Here is a 26,078-nt window from a genome sequence, read left to right as displayed (position 1 = left end):
TCAGGGCTTGCCCAGAATGTGGGTCACCTGCGCCTGCAGTTGCTTGAGTTCGAAGGGCTTGCAAATCAGGTGCATGCCCGCCTCCAGGAAGCCCTCGCGGGCCATTGCCGTTTCCGCGTAACCGGTAATGAACAGCACCGGCAAGCGGGGGTGCAGGCTGCGGGCAATCTTGGCCAACTGGCGGCCATTCATGCCGGGCAAGCCGACATCGCTAACCAGCAAATCCACCGGTTGTGTCGAGCGCAGCACCTTCAGGCCCTCGTTGGCGTCGGCGGCACTGTGGCAGGCGAGGCCATCCTCGCGCAGGGCCTGGCACAGCAATTGGCGGACATGCGGGTCGTCCTCGACCACCAGCACGTGATGGCCCCGGCTACCTTCCACGGGCTGTGCGGGTTGCGTGGGTTGCACGGGTTTGCCCGGTGGCTGGGCCTTGCCGGCGTGGCGTGGAAGGTACAGGTCCACCTGGGTACCTTGGCCGATCTGGCTGTGCAAGGTGACATGGCCGTGGGACTGCTTGCTGAAGCCGTACACCATCGACAGGCCCAGGCCGATGCCCTGGCCAATCGCCTTGGTGCTGAAGAACGGCTCGAAGGCATGCTCCAGCGTGCTTTGCGCCATGCCTTGGCCGTCATCGATGATGCGCAGGTGCACATAGTCACCGGCGCACAGGGCGCCACCGGCAAATTGCCCGGTGCCGATGTGCTGGTTAGTGGCCTCGATGCGCAACTGGCCGCCATTGGGCATGGCTTCGCAGGCATTGAGCAGCACGTTGTCGAGGGCTTCCTGCAACTGCTGGGCATCGGCTTCGACAGACCACAGGCCCTTGGTGATGTGCACCTGCAGGGTCACGGCCGGGCTCAGGCAGGCCTTCAGGCGCTTTGCCTGAAGCAGGCCGTGCAGATCGACCTGCTGGCTGTGCAGCGATTGCCGGGAAGAGAAGGCCAGCAGGCGGTGGGTCAGGTGGGTGGCGCGTGACACCGCCTCTCGGCCCATGCGCAGCACGGTGTCCAGGCCATCGCTGCGGCCCTGGCGCAGGCGCCGGTCGATCAGCTCGAAGCTGCCGCCAATGCTGGTGAGCAGGTTGTTGAAGTCATGGGCGACCCCCCCGGCCAGTTGGCCGATGGCTTCCATCTTGCGTGTCTGGTGGCGGGCGAACTCGCTGCGCTCGTGGTCTTCGCCCGCAGGCGCGGTCTGGGCGTCCAGGCGTTGCTGCAGGTCAAGCAACTGGTCGCGCGCCAGGTACTGCCGGCGCCGGTTGCGCAGGGCTGACTGGGCCATGTGCAGCAGTTGGGCGTTTTCGAACGGGGCAACCAGCAGTACCAGGTTGCCCACCGGATGGTTGGTCGAGCCCATGGCCGCTTGCTTGCCCTGGCTGAGCAGCACGATGGGCAGGTCCGACCAGCTCGGTTGCTGGTCGATGAATGCCTGCAGCAATGCGCTTGGGCCCTGGTTGAACACTTGCTCGTCAATGATCGCCAGGCCTGCGCCTTCGGCCAGGCAGGCTTGCAGGTTGGCCAGGTCGATCGCGCACAGGCTGTCGATGCCGGCGCAAGCGAGCAGGCGAGCAGTATCCGCGGCTAAAGGCGGGGGCGCCAGGATCAACACGCGTTCGTCCAGCGCCAACGAACTGGCCAAAACGATTCTCCTGCAAGGTGGTCTGATATCCACTGGACCTTGGGCGCAGTCCCAGGGTTCAACAAATTTCGGGCGTTGCCTAAAGGCCCTGTTGCAGCACGGGATCGTCCGGGTTCTGCCGCTCCAGCTCGGCCAGTAGCACCTGCACGTTCTGCAACTGGCCGGTTTCCTTCCAGTACTGGATCAGCAACACCCGTGCCCGGCGATTGGCCGGCTGGCGGCTTAGCACGGTTTCCAGTTGCTTTTGCGCGGCGTCGAGTTGTTCCAGTTCATGCAGGGTGACTGCCAGTGTATAGCGGTAGTCGGTGTTGTCCGGGTCCAGCTCGACGGCACGGGACAGGGCCAGCAAGGCGTATTCGCGCTGTTCGTGGCGAATCAGCCAGAGCCCCAGTTCGTACTGCAGAAAGGCTGAATCGGGGCTCAGCGCCAAGGCTTTGCCCAGCACCTGGCGCGAAGCGTCGTGATGACCCTGGCGCTCAAGCAGGCGTACCTGGGTAGCCAATGCGTCGAGGTTGCCGGGGGCGACGGCCAGCGCTCGTTGCAGGGCGTTGGCGGCCTGGGTGAAGTCGTTTTCGTGCAGGTACAGGCGCGCCAGGTGCACCTGGGCGTCGGCATCCTCGGGTTGTTGCTCCAGGGCCTGCTGGTATTGCTCCAAGGCAACCTGTAGCGGGCCGAAATACAGGCCTATGTCATCGGGGGCAAGGCCGAGCAGGGCATCTACCGCGGCAAAGCGTACGCTTTGCTCGTCGTCGTCCAGCAGCGGGCCGAGTACCAGGCTGCGCTGCGCTGCCGGCAGCAGGCGACGGATACCGGCAATGGCAGCACGGCGCACCAGCGGGTCGGCATGCTCCAGGTCCTGACGGGCGAGTTTCAATGCCTGCGGCGAGGGGTAGTTGGGCAACTCGGCGTACAGCGCCGCGCGGCGGATGGCGGGCAAGTCGGTGCGTTGCAACTGTTGGTACAGCACCCGGGCGGCACCGGGCTGGCCGTCATGGGCCTGACGCAGGGCCTTGGCGTAGCTGTGTGCAGGCAGGGTTGGCGGTGCTGACGGGGCGTCGCGCCACAGGTAGCCGAACAGGGCCGATACCAGGATCAACAGCAGCAGGGCGATCAGGTAGCGGTTGCGTCTGGGCATCGGACGATCCGTGGCGGCGGGAAGGGCAGAGCTTGGGCTAGCTGGGGGGTAAATGCAACCGAGTGAGGGTTGCGTGGCGCCTGCCTCGGGTTTTGCGGTGGGGCATAAATCGAGCGCCGCCCGCGCGGCGCACGGTCTCACAGGCAATGAAAATATTGTGGCGAACACCCACCCCGAAACACACTTCCAAAAACATAAAAAAGCCCCGCGGACCAAGGCCTGCGGGGCAAACGGTTGGGGGAGGAGCCAACCAAAGGAGTCGTTGAAACGGGGGTATCAGTGCGCGCTGGCGACAGTCTCCGGTTGCCAGCCGCCACCCAGGGCCTTGTAGATCGAGACGATGCCGCGGTACAGCTCGACCTCACCCTGGGCTTGCGCATCTTCAGCGCTCAGCCGCTCACGCTCGGCATCGAGCAGCACCAGGTAGTCCACCGTGCCCTCGCGATAGCGAATCGAGGCCAGTTCCGCCGCCTTGCGGCTGGCGTCGCTCTGGCGCATCAACGACAACAGCCGCTGCTGGGTCTTGTCGTAATCGCTGAAGGCGTTGGCCGATTCTTCCAGGGCCAGCAATACCTGCTGTTCATAGTTGGCCAGCGCCCCTTCGGCATCGGCCTTGGCACCGCGCAGGCGGGCGCGCACGCTGCCCAGGTCGAAGGCGGCCCAGGTGATGCTTGGGCCCAGCGCCCAGGCATTGGCTGCCGAGGAGCCTATCTGCGAGCCGCGGGCGGCAGTAAAGCCAAGGAAGCCGCTGAGGCTGACACGGGGGAACAGGTCGGCGGTGGCCACGCCAACATTGGCGGTGGCGGCTGCCAGCTGGCGTTCGGCGCTGCGGATGTCCGGGCGGCGCCGCAGCAGTTCACCCGGGTCACCCACCGGCAGCGCCTTGGCAATCGCCGGCAGGGCTTTGGGCGACAGGTCGACGCTAAGTGCATCCGGGCGCTGACCGAGCAGGGTGGCGATGCGGTGCCGCGCGCGTGCCTGTTCCGCCTGCAATTGCGGTACGGTGGCTTCAACACCGGCCAGGCGCGCATCGGCACGCACCACGTCGAGATCGTTGCCCACGCCGGCATCGCGCAGGGTTTCGGTGATGGCCCGCGATTCTTGCTGGGTCTTGAGGTTGGCCAGGGCGATCTTCTCGCGTAACTGCGCGCCGCGCAGCTGGCCATAGGCATCGACCAGCTCGGCGATCAGGCTGACCTGCAACTGCTGCAGGTCGGCCGCTGCCACCGCTTCCTGGGCTTCGCTGGCTTCGATCTGGCGCTGGATGCGGCCAAACAGGTCAAGCTCCCAGGCCATGTCCAGGCCCAGGTCGTAGCGCTCGCTGTTCACCCGTTGCGTGGTCTGGCCGGGGATCTGGCCCTTGCCGATGTCGCTGCTGGCGCGGCTGGTGACCACCGGGAACTGATCGTTCTCGGCGTCTTCACGGATCGAACGGGCCGATTTCAGGCGGGCGAAGGCCACGCGCAGGTCCCGGTTGCCGTCCAGCGAAGCCTGCACCAGCTGGTTCAGCACCGGGTCGTCGAACTGCCTCCACCACAGGCTTTCGAAGCGGCTACGGTCGTAGGCCTTGGCCTGTACATCGCTGGCCAGCTGCGCGGGCTCGGTGGCCGGCGCCTGGTAGTCCGGGCCTACCGCGCAGGCCGCCAGGGCCAACGCCAGCAGGCTCGGGGTCAAGGGTTTGAGCAGGTTCATGCATGGTTCTCCAGCACTTGAACGTGTTCGGCCTTGCGGGCCTGGCGACGCTCGACGAAACGGCGAATCAGGAAGAAGAACACCGGGGTCAGGAACAGGCCGAACACGGTCACGCCGATCATCCCCGAGAACACCGCCACACCCATGGCATGGCGCATTTCCGAGCCTGCGCCGGAGCTGAACACCAACGGAACCACACCCATGATGAAGGCGATCGAGGTCATCAGGATCGGCCGCAGGCGCAGGCGGCAGGCTTCCAGTACCGCAGCCAGCGGGTCGAGCCCCTTGGCCTGTTCGTCCTTGGCGAACTCGACGATCAGGATGGCGTTCTTGCACGCCAGGCCTACCAGTACGATCAGGCCGATCTGGGTGAAGATGTTGTTGTCACCACCCGACACGATCACCCCGGTGATGGCCGACAGCAGGGTCATCGGCACGATCAGGATCACCGCCAGCGGCAGGCTCCAGCTTTCGTACTGGGCAGCAAGCACCAGGAAGGCCAGCAGCACGCACAGCGGGAACACGAACAGCGCGGTGTTGCCCGAGAGGATCTGCTGGTAGGTCAGGTCGGTCCACTCGAAGGTCATGCCGTTGGGCAGTTCCTCTTTCAGCAGCTTCTCGATTGCAGCTTCCGCCTGGCCGGAGCTGTAGCCCGGTGCCGCGGCGCCGTTGATCTCGGCGGTGATGAAGCCGTTGTAGTGCATTACCCGGTCCGGCCCGGAGGTGTCGCTGACCTTGAGGAAGGTCGCCAGCGGGATCATCTCGCCAAGGTTGTTGCGCACCTTCAGCTGGCCGATCTGCTCGGCATCGAGGCGGAACTGCTGCTCGGCCTGGACGTTGACCTGGTAGGTGCGGCCAAAGCGGTTGAAGTCGTTGGTGTACAGCGAGCCCAGGTAGACCTGCAGGGTGTCGAAGATGTCGGTGATCGCCACGCCATGGGTCTTGGCCTTTTCCCGGTCGATGGCGGCATCGACCTGCGGCACGTTGACCTGGTAGCTGGTGAACAGGCCCGCCAGCTCCGGCACGTTGTGGCTCTTGGCGATGATGTTCTGGGTTTCCTTGTACAGCGCTTCGTAGCCCAGGTTGCCGCGGTCTTCGATCTGCAGGCGGAAGCCGCCGATGGTGCCCAGGCCTTGTACCGGCGGGGGCGGGAAGATCGCGATGTAGGCGTCCTGGATGTCGGCGAACTGGGCATTCAGTGCAGCTGCGATGGCCGCCGCCGACTGGCTCGGGTCCTTGCGCTCGTCGAACGGCTTGAGCGGGGTGAACACGATGCCGCTGTTGGGGCTGTTGGTGAAACCGTTGATCGACAGGCCAGGGAAGGCTACCGAGTCGGCCACACCAGGCTGCTTCAGGGCGATTTCGCTCATGCGCTTGATCACCGCTTCGGTGCGGTCGAGGCTGGCCGCGTCAGGCAGCTGGGCGAACGCCACTAGGTACTGCTTGTCCTGGGCCGGTACGAAACCGGTCGGGGTGGACGAGAAGCCCAGGTAGGTCAGGCCCATCAGGCCGGCATACACGAACAGGGCGATGCCGCTGGAGCGGATGACCCGGCGCACGCCACCGACGTAACGGTTGGAGGCGCGGTCGAAGAAGCGGTTGAACGGGGCGAACAGCCAGCTGCCCAGCAGTTTTTCCAGGAACCGCGAGAAACGGTCTTTCGGCGCGTGGTGGTCCTTCAACAGTACGGCAGCCAGGGCTGGCGACAGGGTCAGGGAGTTGAACGCCGAGATGACCGTGGAAATGGCGATGGTCAGGGCGAACTGCTTGTAGAACTGCCCGGTCAGGCCGGAAATGAACGCAGCAGGCACGAACACGGCGCACAGCACCAGGGCGGTGGCGATGATCGGCCCGGTTACTTCGCCCATGGCCTTTTGCGTGGCTTCCAGCGGTTTCAGGCCCAGGCCGATGTTGCGCTCGACGTTTTCCACCACGACGATCGCGTCGTCCACCACGATACCGATGGCCAGGACCAGGCCGAACAATGACAGCGCGTTGAGCGAGAAGCCGAACAGGTGCATCACGGCAAAGGTACCGATCAGCGATACCGGTACGGCCATCAGCGGGATGATCGAGGCGCGCCAGGTCTGCAGGAACAGGATGACCACCAGCACCACCAGCACCAGCGCTTCGAACAGGGTGTGCACCACGGCCTCGATGGAGCCACGGACGAACACGGTCGGGTCATAGACGATGCTGTAGTCCATGCCCTCGGGGAAGTCCTTCTTCAGCTCGGCCATTTTCGCCCGTACTTCGTCGGAGATCTCGATGGCGTTGGAGCCTGGGCGCTGGAAGATCGGAATGGCCACTGCCGGCTGGTTGTTCAGCAGCGAACGCAGGGCGTACTGGCTGGAGCCTAGCTCGACCCGAGCGATGTCCTTCAGGCGGGTGATTTCGCCATCGGCACCGGCGCGGATGATGATGTTCTCGAACTCTTCCTCATTGACCAGGCGGCCCTGGGTGTTGATCGACAGCTGGAAGCTGGTCGAGCCCGGGGCGGGCGGGGCGCCCAGCTGGCCAGCCGCCACCTGGCGGTTCTGCTCGCGGATGGCAGCTACCACATCACTGGCGGTGAGGTTGCGCGAAGCGGTCTTGTTCGGGTCCAGCCATACACGCAGCGAGTAGTCGCCCATGCCGAACAACTGCACATCACCCACGCCGCCCAGGCGCGCCAGCTCGTCCTTGATGTTGAGGATGGCGTAGTTGGACAGATAGAGCATGTCGTAGCGGTTGTCCGGCGAGGTCAGGTGCACGACCATGGTCAGGTCGGGCGAGGCCTTGTCGACGGTGATACCGATGCGGGTCACTTCCTCGGGCAGCTTGGGCTGGGTCCGGGTGACGCGGTTCTGTACCTGCACCTGGGCGTTGTCCAGGTCGGTACCCAGGGCGAAGGTGATGGTCAGGGTCAGCTTGCCGTCAGCGGTGGACTGGGAGGACATGTACAACATGTTCTCCACACCGGTGATGGCCTGTTCCAGCGGCGCGGCGACGGTTTCGCCGATGACCTTGGGGTTGGCGCCGGGGAAGTTGGCGCGCACCACCACGGTGGGCGGCACCACTTCGGGGTATTCGCTGATCGGCAGCTGGAACAGCGAGATCGAACCCGCGATCAGCAGCACCAGCGACAGCACCGCGGCGAAGATCGGCCGGGTAATGAAGAATTTCGAGAAGTTCATCGGTGTGGTCCCTTAACCGCGTGGCGCCTGGGCGCTGGCGACTTTCACGTTGTTGCCCGCCACCTTCGGCGCCGGGTTGCTGGCCTCCAGGGCCTGGCGCTGCTGGGCGAGGGCGGCGAGGGTCTGTTCGCTGGCCATCGGTGTCTCTTCCGGGGTGACCGGTGAGCCAGGGCGCACGCGCTGCAGGCCCTTGACCACAATGCGGTCGTCCTTGCCCAGGCCGCTGCGCACGATGCGCAGGCCTTCCAGCTTCGGCCCCAGCTCCACGGCGCGGTAGGCGGCCTTGTTGTCCTTGTCCATGACCAGCACGAACTTCTTGCCAAGGTCGGTGCCTACGGCTTCGTCGTTGATCAGTACGGCCTGGTACTGGGCGCTGCCCACCAGTTTCAGGCGTGCGTACAGGCCCGGGGTGAACTGGCCGTCGCTGTTGTCGAACACCGCACGGCCACGGATGGTGCCGGTGCGCGGGTTGACCTGGTTGTCGACGAAGTTCATCTGGCCCAGGTGCGGGTTGCCGGTTTCGTTGGTCAGGCCCAGGTACACCGGGGTGCTCTGGCCACGCTGGCCTTCGCGGGCCAGCTGGGTGTACTTGAGGTACACGCGCTCGTCGGCGTCGAAGTAGGCGTAGACCTTGTCGGTGGAAACCACGCTGGTCAGCGGGGTGACATCGGCGGTAACGATGTTGCCGGCGGTGAACTGTGCGCGGCTGACACGGCCGCTGATGGGGGCGGTAACGCGGGTGAAGCTGAGGTTCAGGCGTGCCAGGTCGAGCTGGGCCTGGATCGCGTCGACCCCGGCGCGGGCTTCGGCGGCGGCGCTGCTACGCGATTCGGCCAGTTCTGCGGAAATGGCGTTGCTGTCACGCAGGCGTTCGCCACGGCGGGCTTCGTTGGCGCTGCGGATGGCGGTGGCCTTGGCCTGCTGCAGTTGGGCTTCGAGGCGGCGGACCTCTGCCTGGAACGGGCGTGGGTCGATCTGGAACAGCAGGTCGCCTTTCTTGACCTGGGCGCCTTCAGTGAAGGCTACCAGGTCGATCTGGCCGGAGACCCGTGGCCGCACCTCGACGGTTTCCGGGGCTTCGAGGCGGCCGGTGAACTCATCCCATTCGTTGATCGGTTGCTCGATCACCTTGGCCACACTGACCTTCGGCGCGGCGGGAGCCTGCACCGCGTCGGGGGTTCGACCGCAAGCGCTGATCACCACCACTGCCAGGGCAGCGAGGGGGAAGCGCAAGGGTTTGAGTGATTGTTCCATGGAGAACTCCGCCAATGTATTAGTAGTGGGCGGAGTGTGAGTGTGTTGCGCGTGATGCACGAATCGAACGGGCCGAAGGTTATTATCACGATGAATGATATGTGTGGATCAATCATCGATCTTGGGCATGTGTCGGGCCCAGGCCTTGCGCCGTGTAACCTGTGCGCGCGGCAGCCTGGGGCCTGGCGCTTCAGTGAATGCTCGAGGCCAGTTCGAAGATCGGCATGTACATCAGGATCACGATCAGGCCGATCAGCAGGCCGATGAAGGTCATCAGCAGCGGTTCGAACAGCTTGACGAACCATTCCACCCAGCGGCCGATTTCCTGGTCATGGAAGTCTGCGCAGCGCTCCAGCATCTCGCCCAGGTTGCCGGACTGCTCGCCGGCCCGCAGCAGGCGCAGCGATACCGGCGTGACCAGTTGCCCGGCCTCCAGCGCGTCGGACAGCGGCAACCCTTCGCCGACCCGCTGGCTGGCCTGCTCCAGGCCCTGGGCTGCAGCACTGCCGAGCAAACCACGGGCCATGCCCATGGCGGTGAGGATGGGGATGCCACCTTGCAGCAGGATGCCCAGCGAGCGGTAGAAGCGCGCCAGTTCGTACATCATCAGGCGTTGGTGCAGTGCCGGCAGGCGCCGGACCTGGCAGGAAGCCCAGCGCCGCACCCGTGGCTGGCGGCGCAGCAGCCACAGCGCCGTGACCGCGCCAAGGCTGCCCAGCGCCAGCGGCAGCTGCTGGGCATGCAGGAACAGGCCGATCTGCATCAGTAACCGTGACAGCCAGGGCAGTTCGGAGCCCATGCCCTCGAATACCTGGCTGAAACGCGGCACCACGTAGCCAAGCAGGAACAGCACCACGCCACCGCCCACCAGCAATAGCAGCAACGGGTAGACCGAGGCACCCACCAGTTTCTGCCGTACCAGGTCCAGGCGCTGGCGGTAGCTGATGTAGCGGGCGAGGGCGTCGCCGAGCGCGCCGGTACGCTCACTGGACTGCACCAGCGCCACGTACAGCGGTGGGAACACCCGTGGCTGCTGGCCCAGGGCCTGGGACAGCGAGCGGCCTTCGTACAGTTGGCGGACCAGCTCGGCGAGCACTTTGCGCGTTGCGGCTGCGGGTGCCTTTTCCGCCAGGCTCTCCAGCGCATCGATCAGCGGCAGGCCGGCGTTGAGCAGGGTCGAAAGTTCCTGGCTGAACAGTACCAGGTCAAAACTTGCCTCGCGGCGCCAGGCCATGCCGCGCAAGGCGCCGCCGTGGCCACGCAGGCTGAGCACGCGCAGGCCCTGGTCCTCGACCTGGCGGCGGGCCTGGTCGGCGTCCTCGGCGTCGATCTGCAACTGCACCACACCCTGCCTGCCCAGGGCCTTGAGGCTGTAGCGCATGGCCGCTCCCCCTATTGCCAGCTGGTGATTTCGGCGTTTTCCCCATCGCCACCGGGCTGGCCATCCTTGCCCATCGACAGCAGGTCGTACTCGCCGCCATTTTCGCCGGGTTGCCGGTAGATGTACGGGCGGCCCCACGGGTCCTGCGGCACGGCCTTCTGCAAATACGGGCCGGTCCAGCGGGCTTCGCCACTGGGGGCAACCACCAGGGCCTGCAGGCCTTGCTCACTGCTGGGGTAGTGGCCGACTTCCAGGCGGTACAGGTCCAGGGCCTTGCTCAGCCCCTCTATTTGCGCCCGCGCCACCTTGGCCTCGGAGCGACCGAGCTGGCTGAAGTACTTGGGCGCGACGATACCGGCCAGCAGGCCGAGCACTACCAGCACCACCAGGAGTTCAAGCAGGGTGAAACCATGTTGGGGGTTGGTTCTGCGCTGCATGGTGAAGCCCTCCGCTGCATGGGGACAAGCTTTTGCAGGCCCCATGCAACAGCCGTGCACGCCTGCCTCGGGGCCTTGCAGCATGCGGTACGGAAAGCGGCACAGTGCTTGCGTCGTGGTCATTGACCGCGGATTTTCCGGGGCATATTCCCCAACATTGGGGACCACGAAGAGGCGACCGACATGCGTGGACTCATTCTCGGTTTGATCTGGCTGGTGGCAGGTGCTGCCCAGGCCGATGTGTACATTTCCATCGATGCCAAAGGCAGCTACATACTGACCAACGTCCATCGACCCGGGCGCCTCTATGAAACGGTGATCAGCGAGTCGAAGACCTTGGCCGGCCCCGCCAATGCGCAGCTTATAACCGGCCGTCCGTACGCCAAGCTGGTCGCCGCCGCGGCGCGCACCCACGATGTGCCCCCGGCGTTGCTGCATGCGGTGATCAAGGCCGAGTCCGGCTACAACCCCAAAGCCCGTTCACCGGCGGGCGCGGTGGGGTTGATGCAACTGATGCCGGATACCGCCCGCGAGATGGGCGTGGAAAACCGCCTGGACCCGGAAGACAACGTGCAAGGCGGGGCCCGCTACCTCAAGCGCATGCTCAACTTGTTCGACAATGACATCACCTTGGCCGTGGCGGCCTACAATGCCGGTCCTGACGCGGTACTGCGCCGTGGCGGGGTACCGCCGTTCGCCGAGACCCGGCGCTATGTGCCCAATGTGCTGCGGGAGTACCGCAGGTTGCAGGGGGTGGTGGGTGATTAGTCTTTGCAACTTTCCCTGTGGGAGCGCGCCAGCATCTGGGTTTTCTACCTGGCAGGCGCACTCGCAAAAAAAGAGAAGGAAACAATACCCTTCGGCGGATGCCGCCAAGCTAACCCGATGGTTTCCCCAACTGTGGGCTATAACCTTCTGAAGGTGCCCAGTTGTGGAGTCCGCCATGGACATCGCCCCTCGTTCCGACACTATGGAAGTACTTGCCGGTAGCGAGTTGGCCACCCCACGCAAGCCGTTCAACCTGCTGCGCTGGTACGCCTGGGTCAGCCTGGCCATCATCCTCTCGGTGGCGGCCGGGCTGGGTCTGATTTCCAGCCGTTTCATCATCGACGAGAGCATCGAGCGCGATGCTTTGCTCACCGCACAGTTCATCACCTCCATCGCCGATGCCGAAGTGCGCCATGTGTCGATCCCAAATGTGCGCACCATGGGTGAACTGCTCGATCCGCGCACCGACCGCGCCAACCTGCTTGATGTCGACCCGGACGCCCGGCGCAGGGCGCGTGGCGAGTTCCTCGACCACATCGCCCACCTGCCCGACATGCTGCTGGCCAACATCTATGCCCCGGACCGGACGGTGATCTGGTCCAGCAACCCGGCGCTGGTTGGCAAGCTGATCGAAGGCGACGAAGACCTGGAGCAGGCCTTCGAGTACAAGATGCGAGTCTCGGCCAGCTACCACAACTTCGAACAGGCCCGCGCCGAGCAGAAGTTCGTCAGCCCACCTGAGCAGTTGTTCATCGAGAACTACATTCCGCTGTTCGATGCTGATGGTGAGCAGGTCACGGCGATGGTCGAGATCTACAAGGAGCCCCATGACCTGATCGAGCGCATCGAGCATGGCCTGATCCTGATCTGGCTGGCGATCACCGTCGGCGCCGGCCTGGTCTTCGTCGGCCTGTACGGCATCATGCACCGCGCCGCGCGTCTGCTGGCGGTGCAGCAGAAGCGATTGATCAACAACGAAACCTACGAGGCACTGGGTGAGGTGTCCTCGGCGGTGGCCCATAGCCTGCGCAACCCGCTGGCCAGCATCCGTTCCAGTGCCGAACTGGCCCAGGCGTTCGACGATGGCCCGGCGCAGCGCAATGTCAACGACATCATCAGCCAGGTCGACCGCATGTCGCAGTGGATTCGCCAGATGTTGCAGTCATTGCGCCCGCTCAACGATGAGGCAGTGGCGGTGGATTTGCCGCTGGCATTGCAGGAAAGCCTGCAGACCTATGCGGTGCCGCTTGCGCGCAGCGGCGTGAGCCTGGACCTGCAACCGTTACCCGCGGTGCAGGTACTGGGGCACCCGGCGTTACTGCGGCAGATTTTCAGCAGCCTGATCGCCAACGCCCTGGAGTCGATGGAGCAGGGTGGGCGGTTGCGGGTCGAGGTGGTGCGCCATGACCGGCGTAGCCTGACCCTGCGCCTGTCCGACAACGGCAAAGGCATGAACGAGGAGCAGCAGCGCATGGCCTTCCGGCCTTTCTTCACCACCAAGCAGGGAGGGTTGGGTGTAGGCCTGGTGTTGGTGAAGCGCATCATGGAACGTTTCGGCGGCACCGTCCGGCTCAGCAGCAGTGAAGGCCATGGCACCCGGGTTTTGTTGAGTTTCCGATTGTTCAAAACTCATGATTTACATTAATTAATGCATATATCTTATTGATTATAAAGAAATTATGTTTTTTGGGTAAAAACCCCCAAATGTGGGGGTTGTTCCTCCATGTTAATTTATGAATTGTTTGTAAATGATTGAAAAATAACAATAAAAAGGATTTGTCAGATGGCTGGCGGAGTTCTTGCAATGGACCAGGCAGAGCGCAACACACGACAAAATGGCAGCTGCGGCTGCACGGGTGGAGTGCTATCAATTGGCTACTGTTCGTAGCCTTGATGCATTTCTGAACGGACGACCTGCGCGGGAAGCATGCGATGCAGATGCTGGAAAACAAAGTTCCCGACAACGCCAGTACTACAGCCGCCGGTGTGGCCGTGCCCTTGCGCGAATTCAATCTGCTGCGCTGGTTTTCGGTCATCAGCCTGCTGATCATCGCTTCGGTGGCGGGCGGGCTGGGTTATGTGTCGACACGTTTCGTGGTACGCGACAGCGTCGAGCGCGATGCCATGCTCACCGCCCAGTTCATTCAGGCTATGGCCCAGGCCGAAGTGCGCCATTCGCAGCTGCCGCCGGGCACCACCATGGGCGAGTTGCTTGACGCGCGCCTGGACCAGCAGCACTTGCAGTTCACCCCGGCGCTGGCCGAATCGACCCGGGTCGAGTTCCTCGACCATGTCGAGCACCTGCCGGACATCTTGCTGGCCAACGTCTATGCCCGCGACCGCACCATCGTCTGGTCGACCAACCCGGAGCTGATTGGCGAGCGCATCGAGGCTGATGGCGACCTCGACCGCGCCTTCCGCTCGCGCAAGGCGGTGTCGGCCAGCTACCACCAGGCCGAGGATGACCGCGAAGAGCAGAAGTTCCAGCGTGAGCCACGCTATCTGTTCATCGAGAACTACATCCCGCTGTTCGACAGCCAAGGTGAGCAGGTGCTGGCCATGGTGGAAATCTACAAGGAGCCGCAGGACCTGGTCCGGCGCATCCAGCGCGGCTACGTGCTGATCTGGGCCTCGACCCTGGTGGGCGGGGCGCTGATCTACTTCGGCCTGTTCTGGATCGTGCGCCGCGCGGCGCAGTTGCTGCACTTGCAGCAGGACCGGCTGGTGGCCAGTGAAACCTATGTGGCCCTGGGCGAGATGTCCTCGGCGGTGGCGCATAGCTTGCGCAACCCGCTGGCCAACATTCGCTCCAGCGCCGAACTGGCCCAGGAAATCGCCAACCCCGCGGCGCAGAAGAACATCACCGACATCATCAGCCAGGTCGACCGCATGTCGCGCTGGGTGCGGGACCTGCTGGTGTCGTTGCGCCCGACCAGTGACGAGGCCGAGGCCGTAGACCTGGTGACGGCCATAGAGGATACCCACCTGGCCTTCGCCCAGCAGATCGAACGCAACGGCGTGCGTTTCTGCTACGAAGGGCCCGGGTCACAATGGGTGGCCAGCCAGCCGCTACAGCTCACGCAAATTCTCAACACCCTGTTCTCCAATGCCCTGGAAGCCATGCCCGAAGGCGGCATGTTGCGCGCCCAGGTCAATGCGCAGGATGGGCAGCGTGCCGAATTCGTCCTTAGCGATACCGGCAAGGGCATGAGCCAACAGCAGGAACGGATGGTGTTCAAGCCGTTCTACACCACCAAGCAGGGCGGCCTCGGCGTAGGCCTGGCCCTGGTCAAACGCATCATGGAACGTTTTGGCGGCTCGGTCAGCCTGAGCAGCCGCGAAGAGGAAGGAACCCGCGTAAGCCTCACATTCAATATCGCAGCGGGAGGGGACCATGGAGCACAGCATCCTGGTAGTCGAGGATGATGAAATTCTCGCCGACAACATTCGCACCTACCTCAGCCTCAAGGGCTTCGAGGTCACCGTATGCAACAGCGCGGAGCTGGCGCTGGAGCAGATCAAGCGGGCCCAGCCCGATGCGGTGCTGACCGACAACTCGCTGCCGGGCATGAGCGGGCACGACCTGCTGCGCACCTTGGTGGCGCAGGTACCGAACCTGAAAGTGATCATGATGACCGGCTATGGCAATGTCGAAGATGCCGTGCAGGCAATGAAGGAGGGTGCCTTCCATTACCTGAGCAAGCCGGTGGTGCTGGCCGAACTAAAGCTGACCCTGGACAAGGCGCTGGCCGCTGAACGCATGGAGCGCACGTTGTCGTTCTACCAGGAGCGCGAGGCGCAGAAGTCCGGTTTGCAGGCGTTGATCGGCGAATCACCGGCGATGCTCACCCTCAAGCACACCCTGCGCCAGGTGCTGGATGCCGAGCGGCGCATGGCCAGCGACGACTTGCCACCGGTGCTGATCGAAGGCGAGACCGGTACCGGTAAAGAGCTGGTGGCCCGTGCCTTGCACTTCGATGGGTCGCGCAGCAAGGGGCCGTTCATCGAGTTCAACTGCGCCTCGATCCCGGCCAACCTGCTGGAGGCCGAACTGTTCGGCCACGAGAAGGGCGCCTTTACCGATGCCAAGGAGCGCCGGGTGGGCCTGGTGGAAGCTGCCGATGGCGGCACGTTGTTCCTCGACGAGATTGGCGAGATGGACCTGGTGCTGCAGGCCAAGCTGCTCAAGTTGCTGGAAGACCGCAGCATCCGCCGGATCGGCGCGGTGAAGGAGCGCAAGGTCGACCTGCGGGTGATCAGTGCTACCAACTGCAACCTGGAGCAGATGGTGCAGCAGGGCAAGTTCCGCCGCGACCTGTTCTTCCGCCTGCGCATCATTGCCCTGAAGGTGCCGCGCCTGTATTCCCGCGGGCAGGACGTGCTGCTTCTGGCGCGGCATTTCCTGGCCCATCATGGGCGGCGTTATGGCAAACCGAACCTGCGCTTTTGCGCCGAGGCGGAAAAGCTGATGCTCGGTTACAGCTGGCCAGGCAATGTGCGCGAACTGCGCAACATGCTGGAGCAGACCGTGCTGCTGGCACCGAACGAGGTGGTACAGGCGCATCAGCTGAACCTGTGCATGACCCTGATCGACGAGCCGCTGGTGCAGCAGGCGGCGCCTGCGGTGTTCGAAATGCCCCGGCACGAACCGGAGCTCGGCACCAGCCTGCCGGACATGGAGCGCGATCTGGTCTGCAAGACCCTGGACCGCACGGACTGGAACGTGACCAAGTCGGCGCGCATGCTCGGGCTGTCGCGGGACATGCTGCGTTACCGGATCGAGAAGCTGGGGCTGACCAGGCCGGACAAGCGCCAGTGGTGAGCATCGGCTAAAGGGGCGTACAGGGCTGCGCATAACCCATTGAACCAGCAGGGCCCCTGTGGGAGCGGCTTTAGCCGCGAACACCGGCGCAGCCGGTGCCATGCACCGCGTTGGATTCTTCGCGGCTAAAGCCGCTCCCACAGGGGCCGCGAAACATTCAGGATCATTGATCAACGCTGGGTATCGGCTGCTCCCTGCCGCCCGGTACCTTCCGAGCCACTGCCATCCATCCCCGGCAAATCCCGGTTGTCATTCTGTTCAGCTGGCGGGCTGTCCGGGTCGTTGCCCTTTATGCGTGGGTCGGTATCCCGCGGCATGGGCTTTTCGATCGGGTTGAGGGTGCTGTCCGCGCCCGGCTTGGGCGCCGGGTTGTGCGGGTCGTCGGGGTAGGTGGGGCCGGTGCCGGCAGCCAGGGCCAGCGGCGTGGCGAGCAGGGCAATCAGCAGGATGCTTGAGCGGGGCATGGCAGGCTCCTTTGCTTCTGGTAGGGCTGATACTTACCTTCGGCCCTACCCGAAGCTTCAAGGTGCCATTACCCCGATCAACGGTTACACCACCAGCGACAGCAACATGATGAAGATGATGCCGACGATCGACAGGATGGTCTCCATCATGCTCCAGGTCTTGAAGGTTTCCGCCACGGTCATGTTGAAGTACTGCTTCACCAGCCAGAAGCCGGCGTCGTTGACATGGGACAGGATCAAGGAACCTGCGCCGGTGGCCAGCACCAGCAGTTCACGGTTGACCCCCGGCACCAGGTCGATCACCGGTGCGACGATGCCCGCGCCGGTGATGGTGGCGACCGTGGCGGAACCGGTGGCGATGCGGATTACCGCCGCTACCAGCCAGGCCAGCATGATCGGCGAAATCTCCGCTTGCACGGCCATCTGCCCGATCACATTGCCCACGCCAGTGTCCACCAGCATCTGCTTGAAGCCGCCACCGGCACCCACGATCAGCACGATCGCCGCGGTCGGAGCCAGGCTCTGGTCAAGCATCTTCATGATCTGCTGGCGGTTGAAGCCACGGGCCGCGCCGAAGGTGTAGAAGGCCAGCAGCAGGGCGGCGAGCAGGGCGGTGATGGGGTGGCCGATCAGGTCCATCCACTGGCGCACGATGTGCTCGGCGGGCAGCACCACGTCGGCGAAGGTCTTCAGCAGCATCAGCACCACCGGCAGCAGCACGGTGACCAGGGTGATGGTGAAGCTCGGCAGGTTGCCCTGGTCGGACTCCTTGGCGATCTGGTCCATCAGTTCCTGGGACGGGGTACCCGGGATGTAGCGGGAAATGAAGTTACCGAACAGCGGGCCGGCGATGATGGCGGTAGGCAATGCCACGATCAGGCCATAGAAGATGGTCTTGCCGATGTCGGCATGGAAGATGCCGATCGCCAGCAGTGGGCCCGGGTGCGGGGGCACCAGGCCGTGCACCACCGACAGGCCGGCCAGCAGCGGAATGCCGATCTTGATCAGCGACACGCCCGAGCGCCGGGCGACGATGAACACCAGTGGAATCAGCAGCACGAAGCCGATCTCGAAGAACAGCGGGATGCCCACCAGGAAGGCGGCGAACATCATGGCCCAGTGCACGTTCTTCTTGCCGAAGGCGCGGATGAGGGTTTGCGCGATCTGGTCGGCGCCCCCGGAGTCGGCCATCAGCTTGCCGAGCATGGTACCCAGGGCGAGCACGATGCCGACGAAGCCCAGCACGCCGCCAAACCCATCCTGGAACGATTTCATGACCTTGGCCACCGGCATGCCGGAGGTCAGGCCAAGGAAGCCGGCCGCGATCGTGAGGGCGACGAAGGGGTGAACTTTGAAGTGGGTGATCAGCAGGATCAGCCCGACGATGGTAACCAGCGCGTCGAGCAGCAGGAAGGTATCAGTAGCCAGTCCGAACATGGTTTGAAGGCCTCGGTCTTATCGTTGTTTTGGCGTAGCTTTTTTGGAACTTTGCGCGCGTTTACGGGGCAGGGTAGCGCTGTCTTTAGTGAACCAGGAAAGTCGGCAAGGTCAGGCCGTTTGTGCCAGGCCCCGCTCACCGCGGCCCTTTAGCCAGCTGTCCACCGCTTCGGCAAGCGCTTCGATGGGCTGGGTGGCGTCAAGCGCCAGGGTCAGGGGTTCGCCGTGTGGCGGTTCCAGCGCAGCGAACTGGCTGTCGATGAGGCTCGCCGGCATGAAATGCCCGGGGCGGGCCAGCACGCGTTTTTCGGCCTCGGCGGGCGACAGTTCGAGGAACACGAACACCAGCCCCGGCATGGCATCGCGCAGGGTGTCGCGATAGCGGCGCTTGAGGGCTGAACAGGTCAGGATCGGACGCTCCCCAGCCTGGGTCGTGGCTTGTAGTTCCTGACCAAGACGCACCAGCCAGCCGGCACGGTCGCTGTCGTCCAGAGGGATGCCAGCGCTCATCTTGCGGATGTTTTCGGCAGGGTGGAAAGCGTCGCCTTCGATCAGGCGGCCGCCACTTCGGGCGGCAATGGCAGCGCCGATGCAGCTTTTGCCGCAACCGGCCACGCCCATCACCACGATGGCGGACAGGGGAGAATTCATCAGTACCTCCTGCGGGTGAGACAGCGCTGTCTCGTCGTCGACGAACAGCCACCTCCCCGGTGTTATTGATCTTGTCCTTACGCAGTATGGACGCTTGGCGGCGAGCGCGTGATGGCGGCTACCAAAGATTACATTGCCTGCGTCCTGAGACAGCGCTACCTTAGTGGCCGTTCCCTTTCCTTGCAAGTAGTAAAATTACAACACTCATGTCCCGCACCGGCTCCCGTACCACAGGTCGTCCCACCCTGGCAGAAGTTGCCAAGCTTTCCGGGGTTTCCCCGATTACCGCCTCGCGCGCCCTGCGTGGGGTCAGCACGGTCGCGCCGGAGCTGGTCGAAAAGGTCGTTGCGGCTGCAGCGAGCCTGGGTTATGTGGCCAATCCGGCGGCCCGGGCCCTGGCTTCGGCACGCAGCCAGTCGGTGGTGGTGTTGATTCCGTCGCTGTCCAACCAGCTGTTCATCGACACCCTGGAAGCCATTCATGAGGTCATGCGCCCGCGCGGGCTCGAGGTGCTGATCGGCAACTATCACTACGACCTTGCCGAGGAAGAGAACCTGATCCGCAATTACCTGGCCTACCAGCCTTGCGGCATGCTGCTGACCGGCTTCGAGCGCAGTGAGGGATCGCGGCAGATGCTGGCGGCCAGTGGCGTGCCCTGCGTGCACATGATGGAACTGAATGGCGAGGCCGGGGCCTTGTCGGTCGGCTTTTCGCAGCAGCAGGCCGGGCGCGCTGCGGCCCGCCACCTGATCGAGCGCGGGCGCAAGCGCCTGGCATTCATTGCCGCGCAACTCGACCCGCGGGTGATGCAGCGTGCCGAGGGGTTCCGCCAGGCGTTGGCCGAGGCCGGCTTGCAGGCGGCCGAGCTGGAGGTGCTGGCGCCGGAGCCTTCTTCCATCGCCTTGGGCGGCGCGCTGTTCAGCCATCTGCTGCAGCAGGCGCCGGATGTCGACGGTATCTTCTTCTGCAACGACGACCTGGCCCAGGGCGCGGTGCTGCAGGCATTGCGCCAGGGCGTGGAGGTACCGCGACAGGTGGCGATGGTCGGTTTCAACGACCTGCCGGCTTCGGCGCACATGGTGCCGCGGCTGACTTCGATTCGCACGCCTCGGGCCGCCGTGGGGCGCGGCGCGGCTCAGGCGCTGCTGGCGTTGCTCGATGGCAAGCGGGTAGCAAATGCGCAGCAGGACCTGGGCTTTGAGTTGATGGTGCGAGAGAGTTCCTGAGCTCGTCTTGAGGGGTGGGGTGGTTTCGAGACCGAGCGCCGCCCGCGCGGCGCATCGCGAGCGAAGCTCGCTCCTACATCTGTTTCGGGCCAATTATTCCTGAGGCAGAGGCGCGCGGCCCTTTGGCGTCCACCTCGATATCGTGTGAAACAAACAAGGCGGTCGCGCGCGCTGGTGCAGGCGTTACTGGCCCGAAACAAATGTAGGAGCGAGCTTCGCTCGCGATGCGCCGCGCGGGCGGCGCTCGATTTCACAGGCGCTACAAAAACCACGATTTACGCCAGGCGATCTATGCTCAGGACACCGCGCATACAGGAGCCCGGCGTCATGTTCGATTTCCACCGCAAGTCCGACCTGGTAGAGATCCAGCGCAGTCATCAGGCCTTGGCCAGCTTGCAGGCCAAACTGGCGGCGATCAGCCGTTCGATGGCGATGATCGAGTTCGCCCCCGACGGCACAATCCTCGATGCCAACGAGCGCTTCTGCCAGGCCATGGGCTACAGCGCCGATGAGTTGCGCGGCAAGCACCACCGGCTGTTCTGCGACCCCGACTACGCGAAAAGCGCCGAATACCAGCAACTGTGGCGTGAACTGGGGCAGGGCAAGGCTATCAGCGGTACCTTCGAGCGCATCGACAAGGCCGGCCGCGAAGTCTGGCTGGAAGCCAGTTACATGCCGGTACTGGATGAGCAGCGCCAGGTCAGCAGTGTGATCAAGGTGGCATCCGACATCAGTCAGCGGGTGGTGGAGGAGCACGAGAGCGAAAGCCTGCTAAAGGCCATCAGCCGCTCCATGGCGGTGATCGAATTCACGCCGCAGGGCCGGGTGATCAAGGCCAACCAGAACTTTCTCGACACCATGGGCTATCGCCTGGACGAGGTGGTCGGCCGCCATCACGGGCTGTTCTGCCTGGCGCATGAGCGCGAATCGGCCGAATACCGCGAGTTCTGGGCGTCGCTCAACCGAGGCGAATACCATTCGCACCGTTTCCAGCGCATCGACAAACATGGCCAGACGGTCTACCTGGAGGCGTCCTACAACCCGATCTTCGACAGCAAGGGCCGCTTGTACAAGGTGGTGAAGTTCGCCAGCGACATCACCCGCCAGGTCAGCACCCAGCAAAGTGCCGCCGATGCTGCCCATGCCAGTTCGGTGCAGACCGACGCCTGTGCGCGCAAGGGCACCGAGGTGGTACAGCAGGCGGTGCAGGTGATCGAGCAGATTTCCCATGAGCTCGACGACGCTGCACGCAGTATCGATGCGGTGAGCAAGCAGTCGGATGTGATCGGGCAGATCGTGTTGACCATCCGGGGCATTGCCGACCAGACCAACCTGCTGGCCTTGAACGCAGCCATCGAGGCGGCCCGCGCCGGCGAGCACGGCCGCGGTTTTGCCGTGGTGGCCGACGAGGTGCGCAACCTGGCGGCGCGAACCAGCAAGGCAACCCTGGAAATCGTCGATGTGGTGAGGCAGAACCACGACCTGTCACTGTTGGCTGTAGCCAGCATGCAGTCGAGCCTGAAGCGCACCGGTGATGGCGTGGCGCTGGCCAACGAGGCTGGCACGGTGATCATGGAAATCCAGCAGGGTTCACGGCACGTGGTGGATGCCATCAGCCAGATCAGTTCGACGCTTCAATTGAACTGAGCGCATCACCCAGCTCGTCCAGCAAGGCCTCCAGGCTGGCTTGTAATTGCAGGCGCAAGTCAGCCGTCGACAGGCCTTGGCCGTGGGCCTGTTCGATGGCTTCGCAATCCTTGACCAGCGTGCGCACCTTGAGCATCTTTGCCCCACCCTTGATCCGGTGAGCCAGTGCGCGCACCGCCTCGCCGGGGGCGTCTGCTGCCAGTGCACGCAAGCTGCCCAGGTCTTCGCTGATGCTTTGCGACAGCTGTTCCAGCAAATGCCGAATCAGTTGTTCGTCGTCCTGGGTCAGGTGGCGCAGTTCGCTCAGGTTGAAGCCGCTGCCGGGCCGCGCCGGCGGCTGTTGCCGGGCACGGGCCTGGGGCAGGTGGGTCTTGAGCGTGCGCAAGCCAATCGGTTTGAACAGGCATTCGTCCATGCCGCTGGCCAGGCAGCGGGCACGCTCTTCGGCCTGGGCGTTGGCGGTGACGCCGAGAATCCGGCATGCCGCCAGGCCGCGCTCGCCCTCGAGGTTGCGGATGCGGCGGGTCAGTTCATGGCCATCCATGACCGGCATGCTGCAATCGGTGATCACCAGGTCAAAGCGCGCTGCCTGCCAGCGCGCCAGAGCGATTTCGCCGTTTTCCGCCAACGTCACGCGGTGCCCCAAGGTCTGCAGTTGCCGCTCCAGCAGCAGCAGGTTGGCAGGGTAGTCGTCGACCACCAGTATGTTCAACGGGCCGCTGCTGCTTTCCAGCGCCGGGGCGTGCAGTTGCACCTGCTCCGGTGCTGCGCAGGCGGGCAGTTGCAGGTTGACCTGCACCTTGGTGCCAACGCCTTCGACGCTCTGCAAGCCCAGGTTGCCGCCCATCAGCTCGGCCAAGGTGCGGCTGATGACCAGCCCCAGGCCGGCGCCCTGGCGTGCCCGAGGGCCGTCGGCCTGGACGAAGGTATTGAACAGCCGGGCCTGGTCGGCCGGGCTGATGCCGATGCCGGTGTCTCGCACACTCAGTTCCACTGCCAGGTGGTCGTTGTCGGGGGGCGTGGGCAGCAGCAGGCTGGCGTGGACTTCGCCGCGATCGGTGAACTTGATGGCGTTGCTGATCAGGTTGGACAAAACCTGCTTGAGTCGTAGCGGATCAGCCAGCACCCAGACCGGCGCAGCCGGCAGTTCGCTGTGCAAATGCAGGCCTTTGGCCCTTGCATTGCCTTCGAACACCCGCACGGTGGCACGTACCAGTTCGACCAGGTTGGTGGGCACCGGCTGCAGGGTGATATGCCCGGATTCGATGCGGGAAATGTCGAGAATATCGCCAATCAGTTCAAGCAGGCCGATGGCCGAGTCATGGGCGGTCTGCAGGGTCTGGGTGTCGCAACGGCCGCCGCGGCTGTCTTCCAGGGCCAACTCCAGCAGGCCGATCACGGCATTCATCGGGGTACGGATTTCATGGCTCATGGTGGCCAGGAAGGTACTCTTGGTCTGGCTGGCCTGTTCGGCGTCGTCCTTGGCCTGGCGCAGTTGTTCGAGCAGGCCGCGGCTCAGCGCCAACTGGGCTTGCAGCGCGTGCTGGGCCTCGGTGCGCTGGTTGATCAGCTTGCGCAGGTAGCTGTTCCAGAACACCACCCCGGCCAGCAGCAAGGCCGACAGCACCAGCACCTGCAGGGCCAGGGTGCGGTAGTCACGCCAGGGGCTGTCACTGACCAGGGTACTGGTGCGCCAGCGGTTGACCAGCTGGTCCAGCTCTTCGGGTGGAATGCTCAGTAGTGCCTTGTCGAGGATTGCCTGCAGCTGGGGTTGGTCCGCGGCCACGGCGAAGGCGGCGACAGCCGGGTCGTCGTCGAGCACACTGGCGATGCGCAGGCGGTCCTTGAACACATGGCTGATGTAGTAGGCAGCATTGATATGGCTGCTCAGGGCGACGTCGGCGGCACCGTTGGCCACGGCTTCCATCAGGCCGAGCGGGTTGTCCACTTCGACCATCCTGGCCTGCGGGTAGCGTTGTTGCAGCAGGGCCCGTTGCGGCGAGCCGCGCACCAGGGCGATGCGCTGGCCATCCAGCGCCTTGGCCTGCGCCGGTGATGCGTTGTCGCCGCGGGTGACCAGCACCCGCGGGCTGACCAGGTAGGGGCGGGTATAGCGCAGTTGTTTCGAACGGTCCGTACCGTAGCCCAATGCGCCGATCATCTGCGCATCGCCGCGTGCCAGACGCTCGACCATTGCCTGTGCCGAAGTGCTTTCGACCGGCTTGAAATGCAGCCCCGTGCGCAGCGAGATCTGCTTGAGCAGGTCGAGGGTAATGCCACTGGGGTGGTGCTGGGCGTCGTTGAAAGTCAGCGGCGCCAGCGATGTGTTGACCAGTACGCTGATGCTGGGGTTGGCAGCGATCCAGGCTTCTTCTTCTGCGGTCAGGTCGGTGACGTGGCGCTGCAGCAGCAGGCTGGTGTTGCCGCTGCCCCAGCGGCGCAGGATGTTCAGGCGTTCGCTTTCGCTGATGCGCGCCAGCGCCTTGTCGACCAGTTGGCGCAGGCGCGGGTTGTCACTGGCCAGGGCAAAGGCAAACGCCCCAGGGGCGACCTGGCAGAAATGGTCGATCTTCAGCGTGCCCTGGTAACTCTTGCCAATCGCGAAGTCGGTACTGATGGCATCGCCCAGGTAAGCGTCGGCCTCGCCCAGTTCGACCGCGGCCAGCCCGGCCAGGGTCGAGCGATACAGGCTCAATTGCGCCTTGGGGTACAGGGTGCGGACGCTACTGGCTGGCAGGTAATGATCGACCATGGCCAGGCGCAGGCCGGCAAGGTCGGGCGTGTTTTTCAGGCTGTGCCCCTCGCGGGTGACGATGACCGGCAGGTCGTCGGCATAGGCCGCACTTAGGCTGAGCTGGGCATCCGCCGCCTCGAAGGCGTTGGAGCTGCCCAGCAGGTCGATTCGGCCCTCGCGTAGCGCAGCGATGGCTTCGTGGCGGCTGTCGTAGCGTCGCACTTCGATAGGGATGCCCAACTGTTCAGCAATGATGCCTGCGTAATCGGCGCTCAGGCCTTCGTAGTCGCGCTGGCTGATATTGATTTCGAGCGGTGGGTAGTCGGGCCGCGAACTGCCCAGCACCAGGTGCTGGCGTTGCTGTAGCCATTGCCGCTCGTCGTGGGACAGCGCGAGTGGGGCGGCGGCGCTGACCGAGCGGGCCAGCAACTGGCGAGGTTCGCTGTTGGCCAGCAGCGCGCCGGAACCGGCCAGGCCGATGGCCAGGAGGGCGCTTGCCAGCAGGCGCTTCATCGCCGTCAAGTGCTCAGCAGATGCCGTTGCGCTTGGCCAGGTCGACCATTTCAACCAGCGATTCGGTCTTGAGCTTTTCCATGATGCGGCCCCGGTAGGTGCTGATGGTCTTGGCACTGAGGTTCATGCAGGTGCCGATATACTTGTTGCTCTCGCCGCGCGCCAGGCGCCGCAGCACTTCCATTTCCCGGTTGGACAGGCTGGCCAGGCGCACCGGCTCGCTTTCCAGCGAGTTGCTGTTGACCGACATCTGCGGGAAGGTCGAGTAGCCCTTGACCAGGGCCTTGAGGGCGAACAGCAACGCCTCGTGGTCTTCTTCCTTGGTCACGAAAGCGCCGATACCGGCATCCAGACAGCGCCGTACATACAGGTCGGTGGCCTGGCCGGTCAGTACCATGATCTTGGGGACCGGCTCCAGGCATTGCAGGCGCTTGATCACTTCCATGCCGTCCAGGCCGGGCAGGCCGATGTCGAGAATGACCACGTCCGGGCGCAGTTCGCGGGCCACCTGCGCCACCTCGCTACCATTGCCGACCTCGCCGATGACATGGAAGCGCTCGCGTTCGAGCAACATGCGCAAGGACAGCCGGACGATGGGGTGGTCGTCGACGATCAGCACGGTAGTCATGAGGAAAACTCCTGTCGGGGTGTGGTCCGCTTCCTGGATCACTCAGGAATACGTCTGCAAGTGGGGTTATCGGAAGCGCTGCACGATACGACCATTCCCGAAATTTGGTAATGCCGAGTATAGAAGTGTTGAAAGTCCTCGCGCTTGTTGTTGAAAAGTCCTACAAAAAAGGGGAAAGACATCACCCTACCAAAGCGGCAATGTCTGTTTTTTGAGGTCGGTCAAGCGCAGGCGGAGTGCGATTTGCTCACGCGCTGGGTCGAGGCGGGGTTGTTGGCCAGCGCCTGGCCGACCCGTGTCGGCCGTGCCACCAACTGGCCAGTGCAGTTCGGGCAACGGCCCTGGAAACGGGTTTCGGCGCAGGTACGGCAGAAGGTGCATTCGAAGGAGCAGATCAGCGCGTCGGGGCTGTCACCCGGCAGGTCGGTATCGCAGCACTCGCAGTTGGGGCGTAGGTCGAGCATGGGCATGACTCCTG

19 protein-coding genes and 1 pseudogene are annotated in these 26,078 nt (G+C 64.1%); 7 read left to right on the top strand and 13 right to left on the bottom strand.

The window, feature by feature from the left end:
• The 7 genes from MKK04_RS14430 to gspG form a co-directional block, all read right to left on the bottom strand.
• Positions 1-1,635, bottom strand: a complete 1,635-nt coding sequence (locus tag MKK04_RS14430; RefSeq protein ID WP_241105598.1) for a response regulator — start codon at positions 1,633-1,635, stop codon at positions 1-3.
• A 79-nt stretch (positions 1,636-1,714) separates the two neighbouring features.
• Complete coding sequence (locus MKK04_RS14425; protein WP_207832573.1) at positions 1,715-2,770, bottom strand: tetratricopeptide repeat protein; 1,056 nt, start codon at positions 2,768-2,770, stop codon at positions 1,715-1,717.
• A gap of 276 nt (positions 2,771-3,046) precedes the next feature.
• A complete protein-coding gene (locus MKK04_RS14420; protein ID WP_241105597.1) occupies positions 3,047-4,462 on the bottom strand; it encodes an efflux transporter outer membrane subunit in 1,416 nt (471 codons plus the stop codon).
• Positions 4,459-7,638, bottom strand: coding sequence for an efflux RND transporter permease subunit (locus MKK04_RS14415; protein ID WP_207832575.1), 3,180 nt, complete (start codon positions 7,636-7,638; stop codon positions 4,459-4,461). The genes MKK04_RS14420 and MKK04_RS14415 overlap by 4 nt, the downstream gene beginning before the upstream one ends.
• Positions 7,639-7,650: 12 nt before the next feature.
• Positions 7,651-8,892 carry a multidrug efflux RND transporter periplasmic adaptor subunit MexE gene (gene mexE, locus MKK04_RS14410; RefSeq protein WP_046614310.1) on the bottom strand — a complete coding sequence of 414 codons (1,242 nt, stop codon included), beginning with the start codon at positions 8,890-8,892 and terminating at the stop codon, positions 7,651-7,653.
• A 190-nt stretch (positions 8,893-9,082) separates the two neighbouring features.
• Entirely contained in the window at positions 9,083-10,273 is a 1,191-nt protein-coding gene (locus MKK04_RS14405; protein WP_233687669.1) for a type II secretion system F family protein, read from the bottom strand.
• Between the two features lie 11 nt (positions 10,274-10,284).
• Complete coding sequence (gene gspG / locus MKK04_RS14400) at positions 10,285-10,710, bottom strand: type II secretion system major pseudopilin GspG (protein ID WP_207832579.1); 426 nt, start codon at positions 10,708-10,710, stop codon at positions 10,285-10,287.
• Between the two features lie 183 nt (positions 10,711-10,893).
• Here gspG and MKK04_RS14395 point away from each other — a divergent pair, with 183 nt between their 5' ends.
• The 4 genes from MKK04_RS14395 to MKK04_RS14380 all read left to right on the top strand — a co-directional run bounded on the left by MKK04_RS14395 (position 10,894) and on the right by MKK04_RS14380 (position 16,300).
• Positions 10,894-11,478, top strand: coding sequence for a lytic transglycosylase domain-containing protein (locus MKK04_RS14395; RefSeq protein WP_241105596.1), 585 nt, complete (start codon positions 10,894-10,896; stop codon positions 11,476-11,478).
• Between the two features lie 175 nt (positions 11,479-11,653).
• Positions 11,654-13,123 (top strand): sensor histidine kinase, encoded by a 1,470-nt coding sequence (locus MKK04_RS14390; protein WP_207832582.1) that lies wholly within the window; start codon positions 11,654-11,656, stop codon positions 13,121-13,123.
• A gap of 287 nt (positions 13,124-13,410) precedes the next feature.
• A complete protein-coding gene (locus MKK04_RS14385; protein WP_233687671.1) occupies positions 13,411-14,904 on the top strand; it encodes a sensor histidine kinase in 1,494 nt (497 codons plus the stop codon).
• Positions 14,873-16,300, top strand: a complete 1,428-nt coding sequence (locus MKK04_RS14380) for a sigma-54-dependent transcriptional regulator (protein WP_207832584.1) — start codon at positions 14,873-14,875, stop codon at positions 16,298-16,300. The genes MKK04_RS14385 and MKK04_RS14380 overlap by 32 nt, the downstream gene beginning before the upstream one ends.
• A 170-nt stretch (positions 16,301-16,470) precedes the next feature.
• Here MKK04_RS14380 and MKK04_RS14375 read toward each other — a convergent pair whose 3' ends face one another.
• From MKK04_RS14375 to MKK04_RS14365, 3 genes are all read right to left on the bottom strand, one after another.
• Complete coding sequence (locus MKK04_RS14375; RefSeq protein ID WP_207832585.1) at positions 16,471-16,764, bottom strand: hypothetical protein; 294 nt, start codon at positions 16,762-16,764, stop codon at positions 16,471-16,473.
• A gap of 84 nt (positions 16,765-16,848) precedes the next feature.
• Positions 16,849-18,201, bottom strand: a complete 1,353-nt coding sequence (locus tag MKK04_RS14370; RefSeq protein WP_063914215.1) for a GntP family permease — start codon at positions 18,199-18,201, stop codon at positions 16,849-16,851.
• Positions 18,202-18,312: 111 nt separating this feature from the next.
• Positions 18,313-18,852, bottom strand: coding sequence for a gluconokinase (locus MKK04_RS14365; protein WP_207832586.1), 540 nt, complete (start codon positions 18,850-18,852; stop codon positions 18,313-18,315).
• 206 nt (positions 18,853-19,058) lie between these two features.
• Between MKK04_RS14365 and MKK04_RS14360 the strand changes: the two genes are divergently transcribed.
• The 3 genes and pseudogenes from MKK04_RS14360 (at position 19,059) to MKK04_RS26685 (ending at position 21,725) form a co-directional block, all read left to right on the top strand.
• On the top strand, positions 19,059-20,078 hold the full coding sequence (locus MKK04_RS14360; RefSeq protein WP_241105595.1) for a LacI family DNA-binding transcriptional regulator: 1,020 nt from the start codon (positions 19,059-19,061) through the stop codon (positions 20,076-20,078).
• A 291-nt stretch (positions 20,079-20,369) separates the two neighbouring features.
• A pseudogene (locus MKK04_RS26690) lies at positions 20,370-21,188 on the top strand (PAS domain-containing protein); the annotation flags it as partial.
• Positions 21,189-21,230: 42 nt separating this feature from the next.
• Positions 21,231-21,725: a methyl-accepting chemotaxis protein gene (locus MKK04_RS26685; protein WP_402800378.1), complete on the top strand. Its 495-nt coding sequence runs from the start codon at positions 21,231-21,233 to the stop codon at positions 21,723-21,725.
• Here the strand turns inward: MKK04_RS26685 and MKK04_RS14350 are convergent.
• The 3 genes from MKK04_RS14350 to MKK04_RS14340 form a co-directional block, all read right to left on the bottom strand.
• Entirely contained in the window at positions 21,700-24,972 is a 3,273-nt protein-coding gene (locus tag MKK04_RS14350; protein ID WP_241105594.1) for a transporter substrate-binding domain-containing protein, read from the bottom strand. The genes MKK04_RS26685 and MKK04_RS14350 overlap by 26 nt on opposite strands.
• A 13-nt stretch (positions 24,973-24,985) precedes the next feature.
• Positions 24,986-25,600, bottom strand: coding sequence for a response regulator transcription factor (locus MKK04_RS14345; RefSeq protein WP_233687673.1), 615 nt, complete (start codon positions 25,598-25,600; stop codon positions 24,986-24,988).
• A gap of 221 nt (positions 25,601-25,821) precedes the next feature.
• Positions 25,822-26,064 (bottom strand): DUF1272 domain-containing protein, encoded by a 243-nt coding sequence (locus tag MKK04_RS14340; RefSeq protein WP_013972792.1) that lies wholly within the window; start codon positions 26,062-26,064, stop codon positions 25,822-25,824.
• Between the last annotated feature and the right edge of the window lie 14 nt (positions 26,065-26,078).

Source organism: Pseudomonas sp. LS.1a (genome assembly GCF_022533585.1).
Classification (GTDB): Bacteria; Pseudomonadota; Gammaproteobacteria; order Pseudomonadales; family Pseudomonadaceae; genus Aquipseudomonas.
The sequence above is the reverse complement of the archived record's forward strand: the minus strand, read 5'-3'. Positions and strand labels throughout refer to the sequence as shown.

Excerpts from the sequence above, each read along its gene's own strand:
- gspG (WP_207832579.1), bottom strand. The coding sequence starts at position 10,710 with ATGCAGCGCAGAACCAACCCCCAACATGGTTTCACCCTGCTTGAACTC.
- MKK04_RS14385 (WP_233687671.1), top strand. The coding sequence starts at position 13,411 with ATGCAGATGCTGGAAAACAAAGTTCCCGACAACGCCAGTACTACAGCC.
- MKK04_RS14350 (WP_241105594.1), bottom strand. The coding sequence starts at position 24,972 with ATGAAGCGCCTGCTGGCAAGCGCCCTCCTGGCCATCGGCCTGGCCGGT.
- MKK04_RS14360 (WP_241105595.1), top strand. The coding sequence starts at position 19,059 with ATGTCCCGCACCGGCTCCCGTACCACAGGTCGTCCCACCCTGGCAGAA.
- MKK04_RS14395 (WP_241105596.1), top strand. The coding sequence starts at position 10,894 with ATGCGTGGACTCATTCTCGGTTTGATCTGGCTGGTGGCAGGTGCTGCC.
- MKK04_RS14340 (WP_013972792.1), bottom strand. The coding sequence starts at position 26,064 with ATGCTCGACCTACGCCCCAACTGCGAGTGCTGCGATACCGACCTGCCG.
- MKK04_RS14405 (WP_233687669.1), bottom strand. The coding sequence starts at position 10,273 with ATGCGCTACAGCCTCAAGGCCCTGGGCAGGCAGGGTGTGGTGCAGTTG.
- MKK04_RS14345 (WP_233687673.1), bottom strand. The coding sequence starts at position 25,600 with ATGACTACCGTGCTGATCGTCGACGACCACCCCATCGTCCGGCTGTCC.
- MKK04_RS14390 (WP_207832582.1), top strand. The coding sequence starts at position 11,654 with ATGGACATCGCCCCTCGTTCCGACACTATGGAAGTACTTGCCGGTAGC.
- MKK04_RS14425 (WP_207832573.1), bottom strand. The coding sequence starts at position 2,770 with ATGCCCAGACGCAACCGCTACCTGATCGCCCTGCTGCTGTTGATCCTG.
- MKK04_RS14370 (WP_063914215.1), bottom strand. The coding sequence starts at position 18,201 with ATGTTCGGACTGGCTACTGATACCTTCCTGCTGCTCGACGCGCTGGTT.
- mexE (WP_046614310.1), bottom strand. The coding sequence starts at position 8,892 with ATGGAACAATCACTCAAACCCTTGCGCTTCCCCCTCGCTGCCCTGGCA.
- MKK04_RS14420 (WP_241105597.1), bottom strand. The coding sequence starts at position 4,462 with ATGAACCTGCTCAAACCCTTGACCCCGAGCCTGCTGGCGTTGGCCCTG.
- MKK04_RS14415 (WP_207832575.1), bottom strand. The coding sequence starts at position 7,638 with ATGAACTTCTCGAAATTCTTCATTACCCGGCCGATCTTCGCCGCGGTG.
- MKK04_RS14380 (WP_207832584.1), top strand. The coding sequence starts at position 14,873 with ATGGAGCACAGCATCCTGGTAGTCGAGGATGATGAAATTCTCGCCGAC.
- MKK04_RS14365 (WP_207832586.1), bottom strand. The coding sequence starts at position 18,852 with ATGAATTCTCCCCTGTCCGCCATCGTGGTGATGGGCGTGGCCGGTTGC.
- MKK04_RS14375 (WP_207832585.1), bottom strand. The coding sequence starts at position 16,764 with ATGCCCCGCTCAAGCATCCTGCTGATTGCCCTGCTCGCCACGCCGCTG.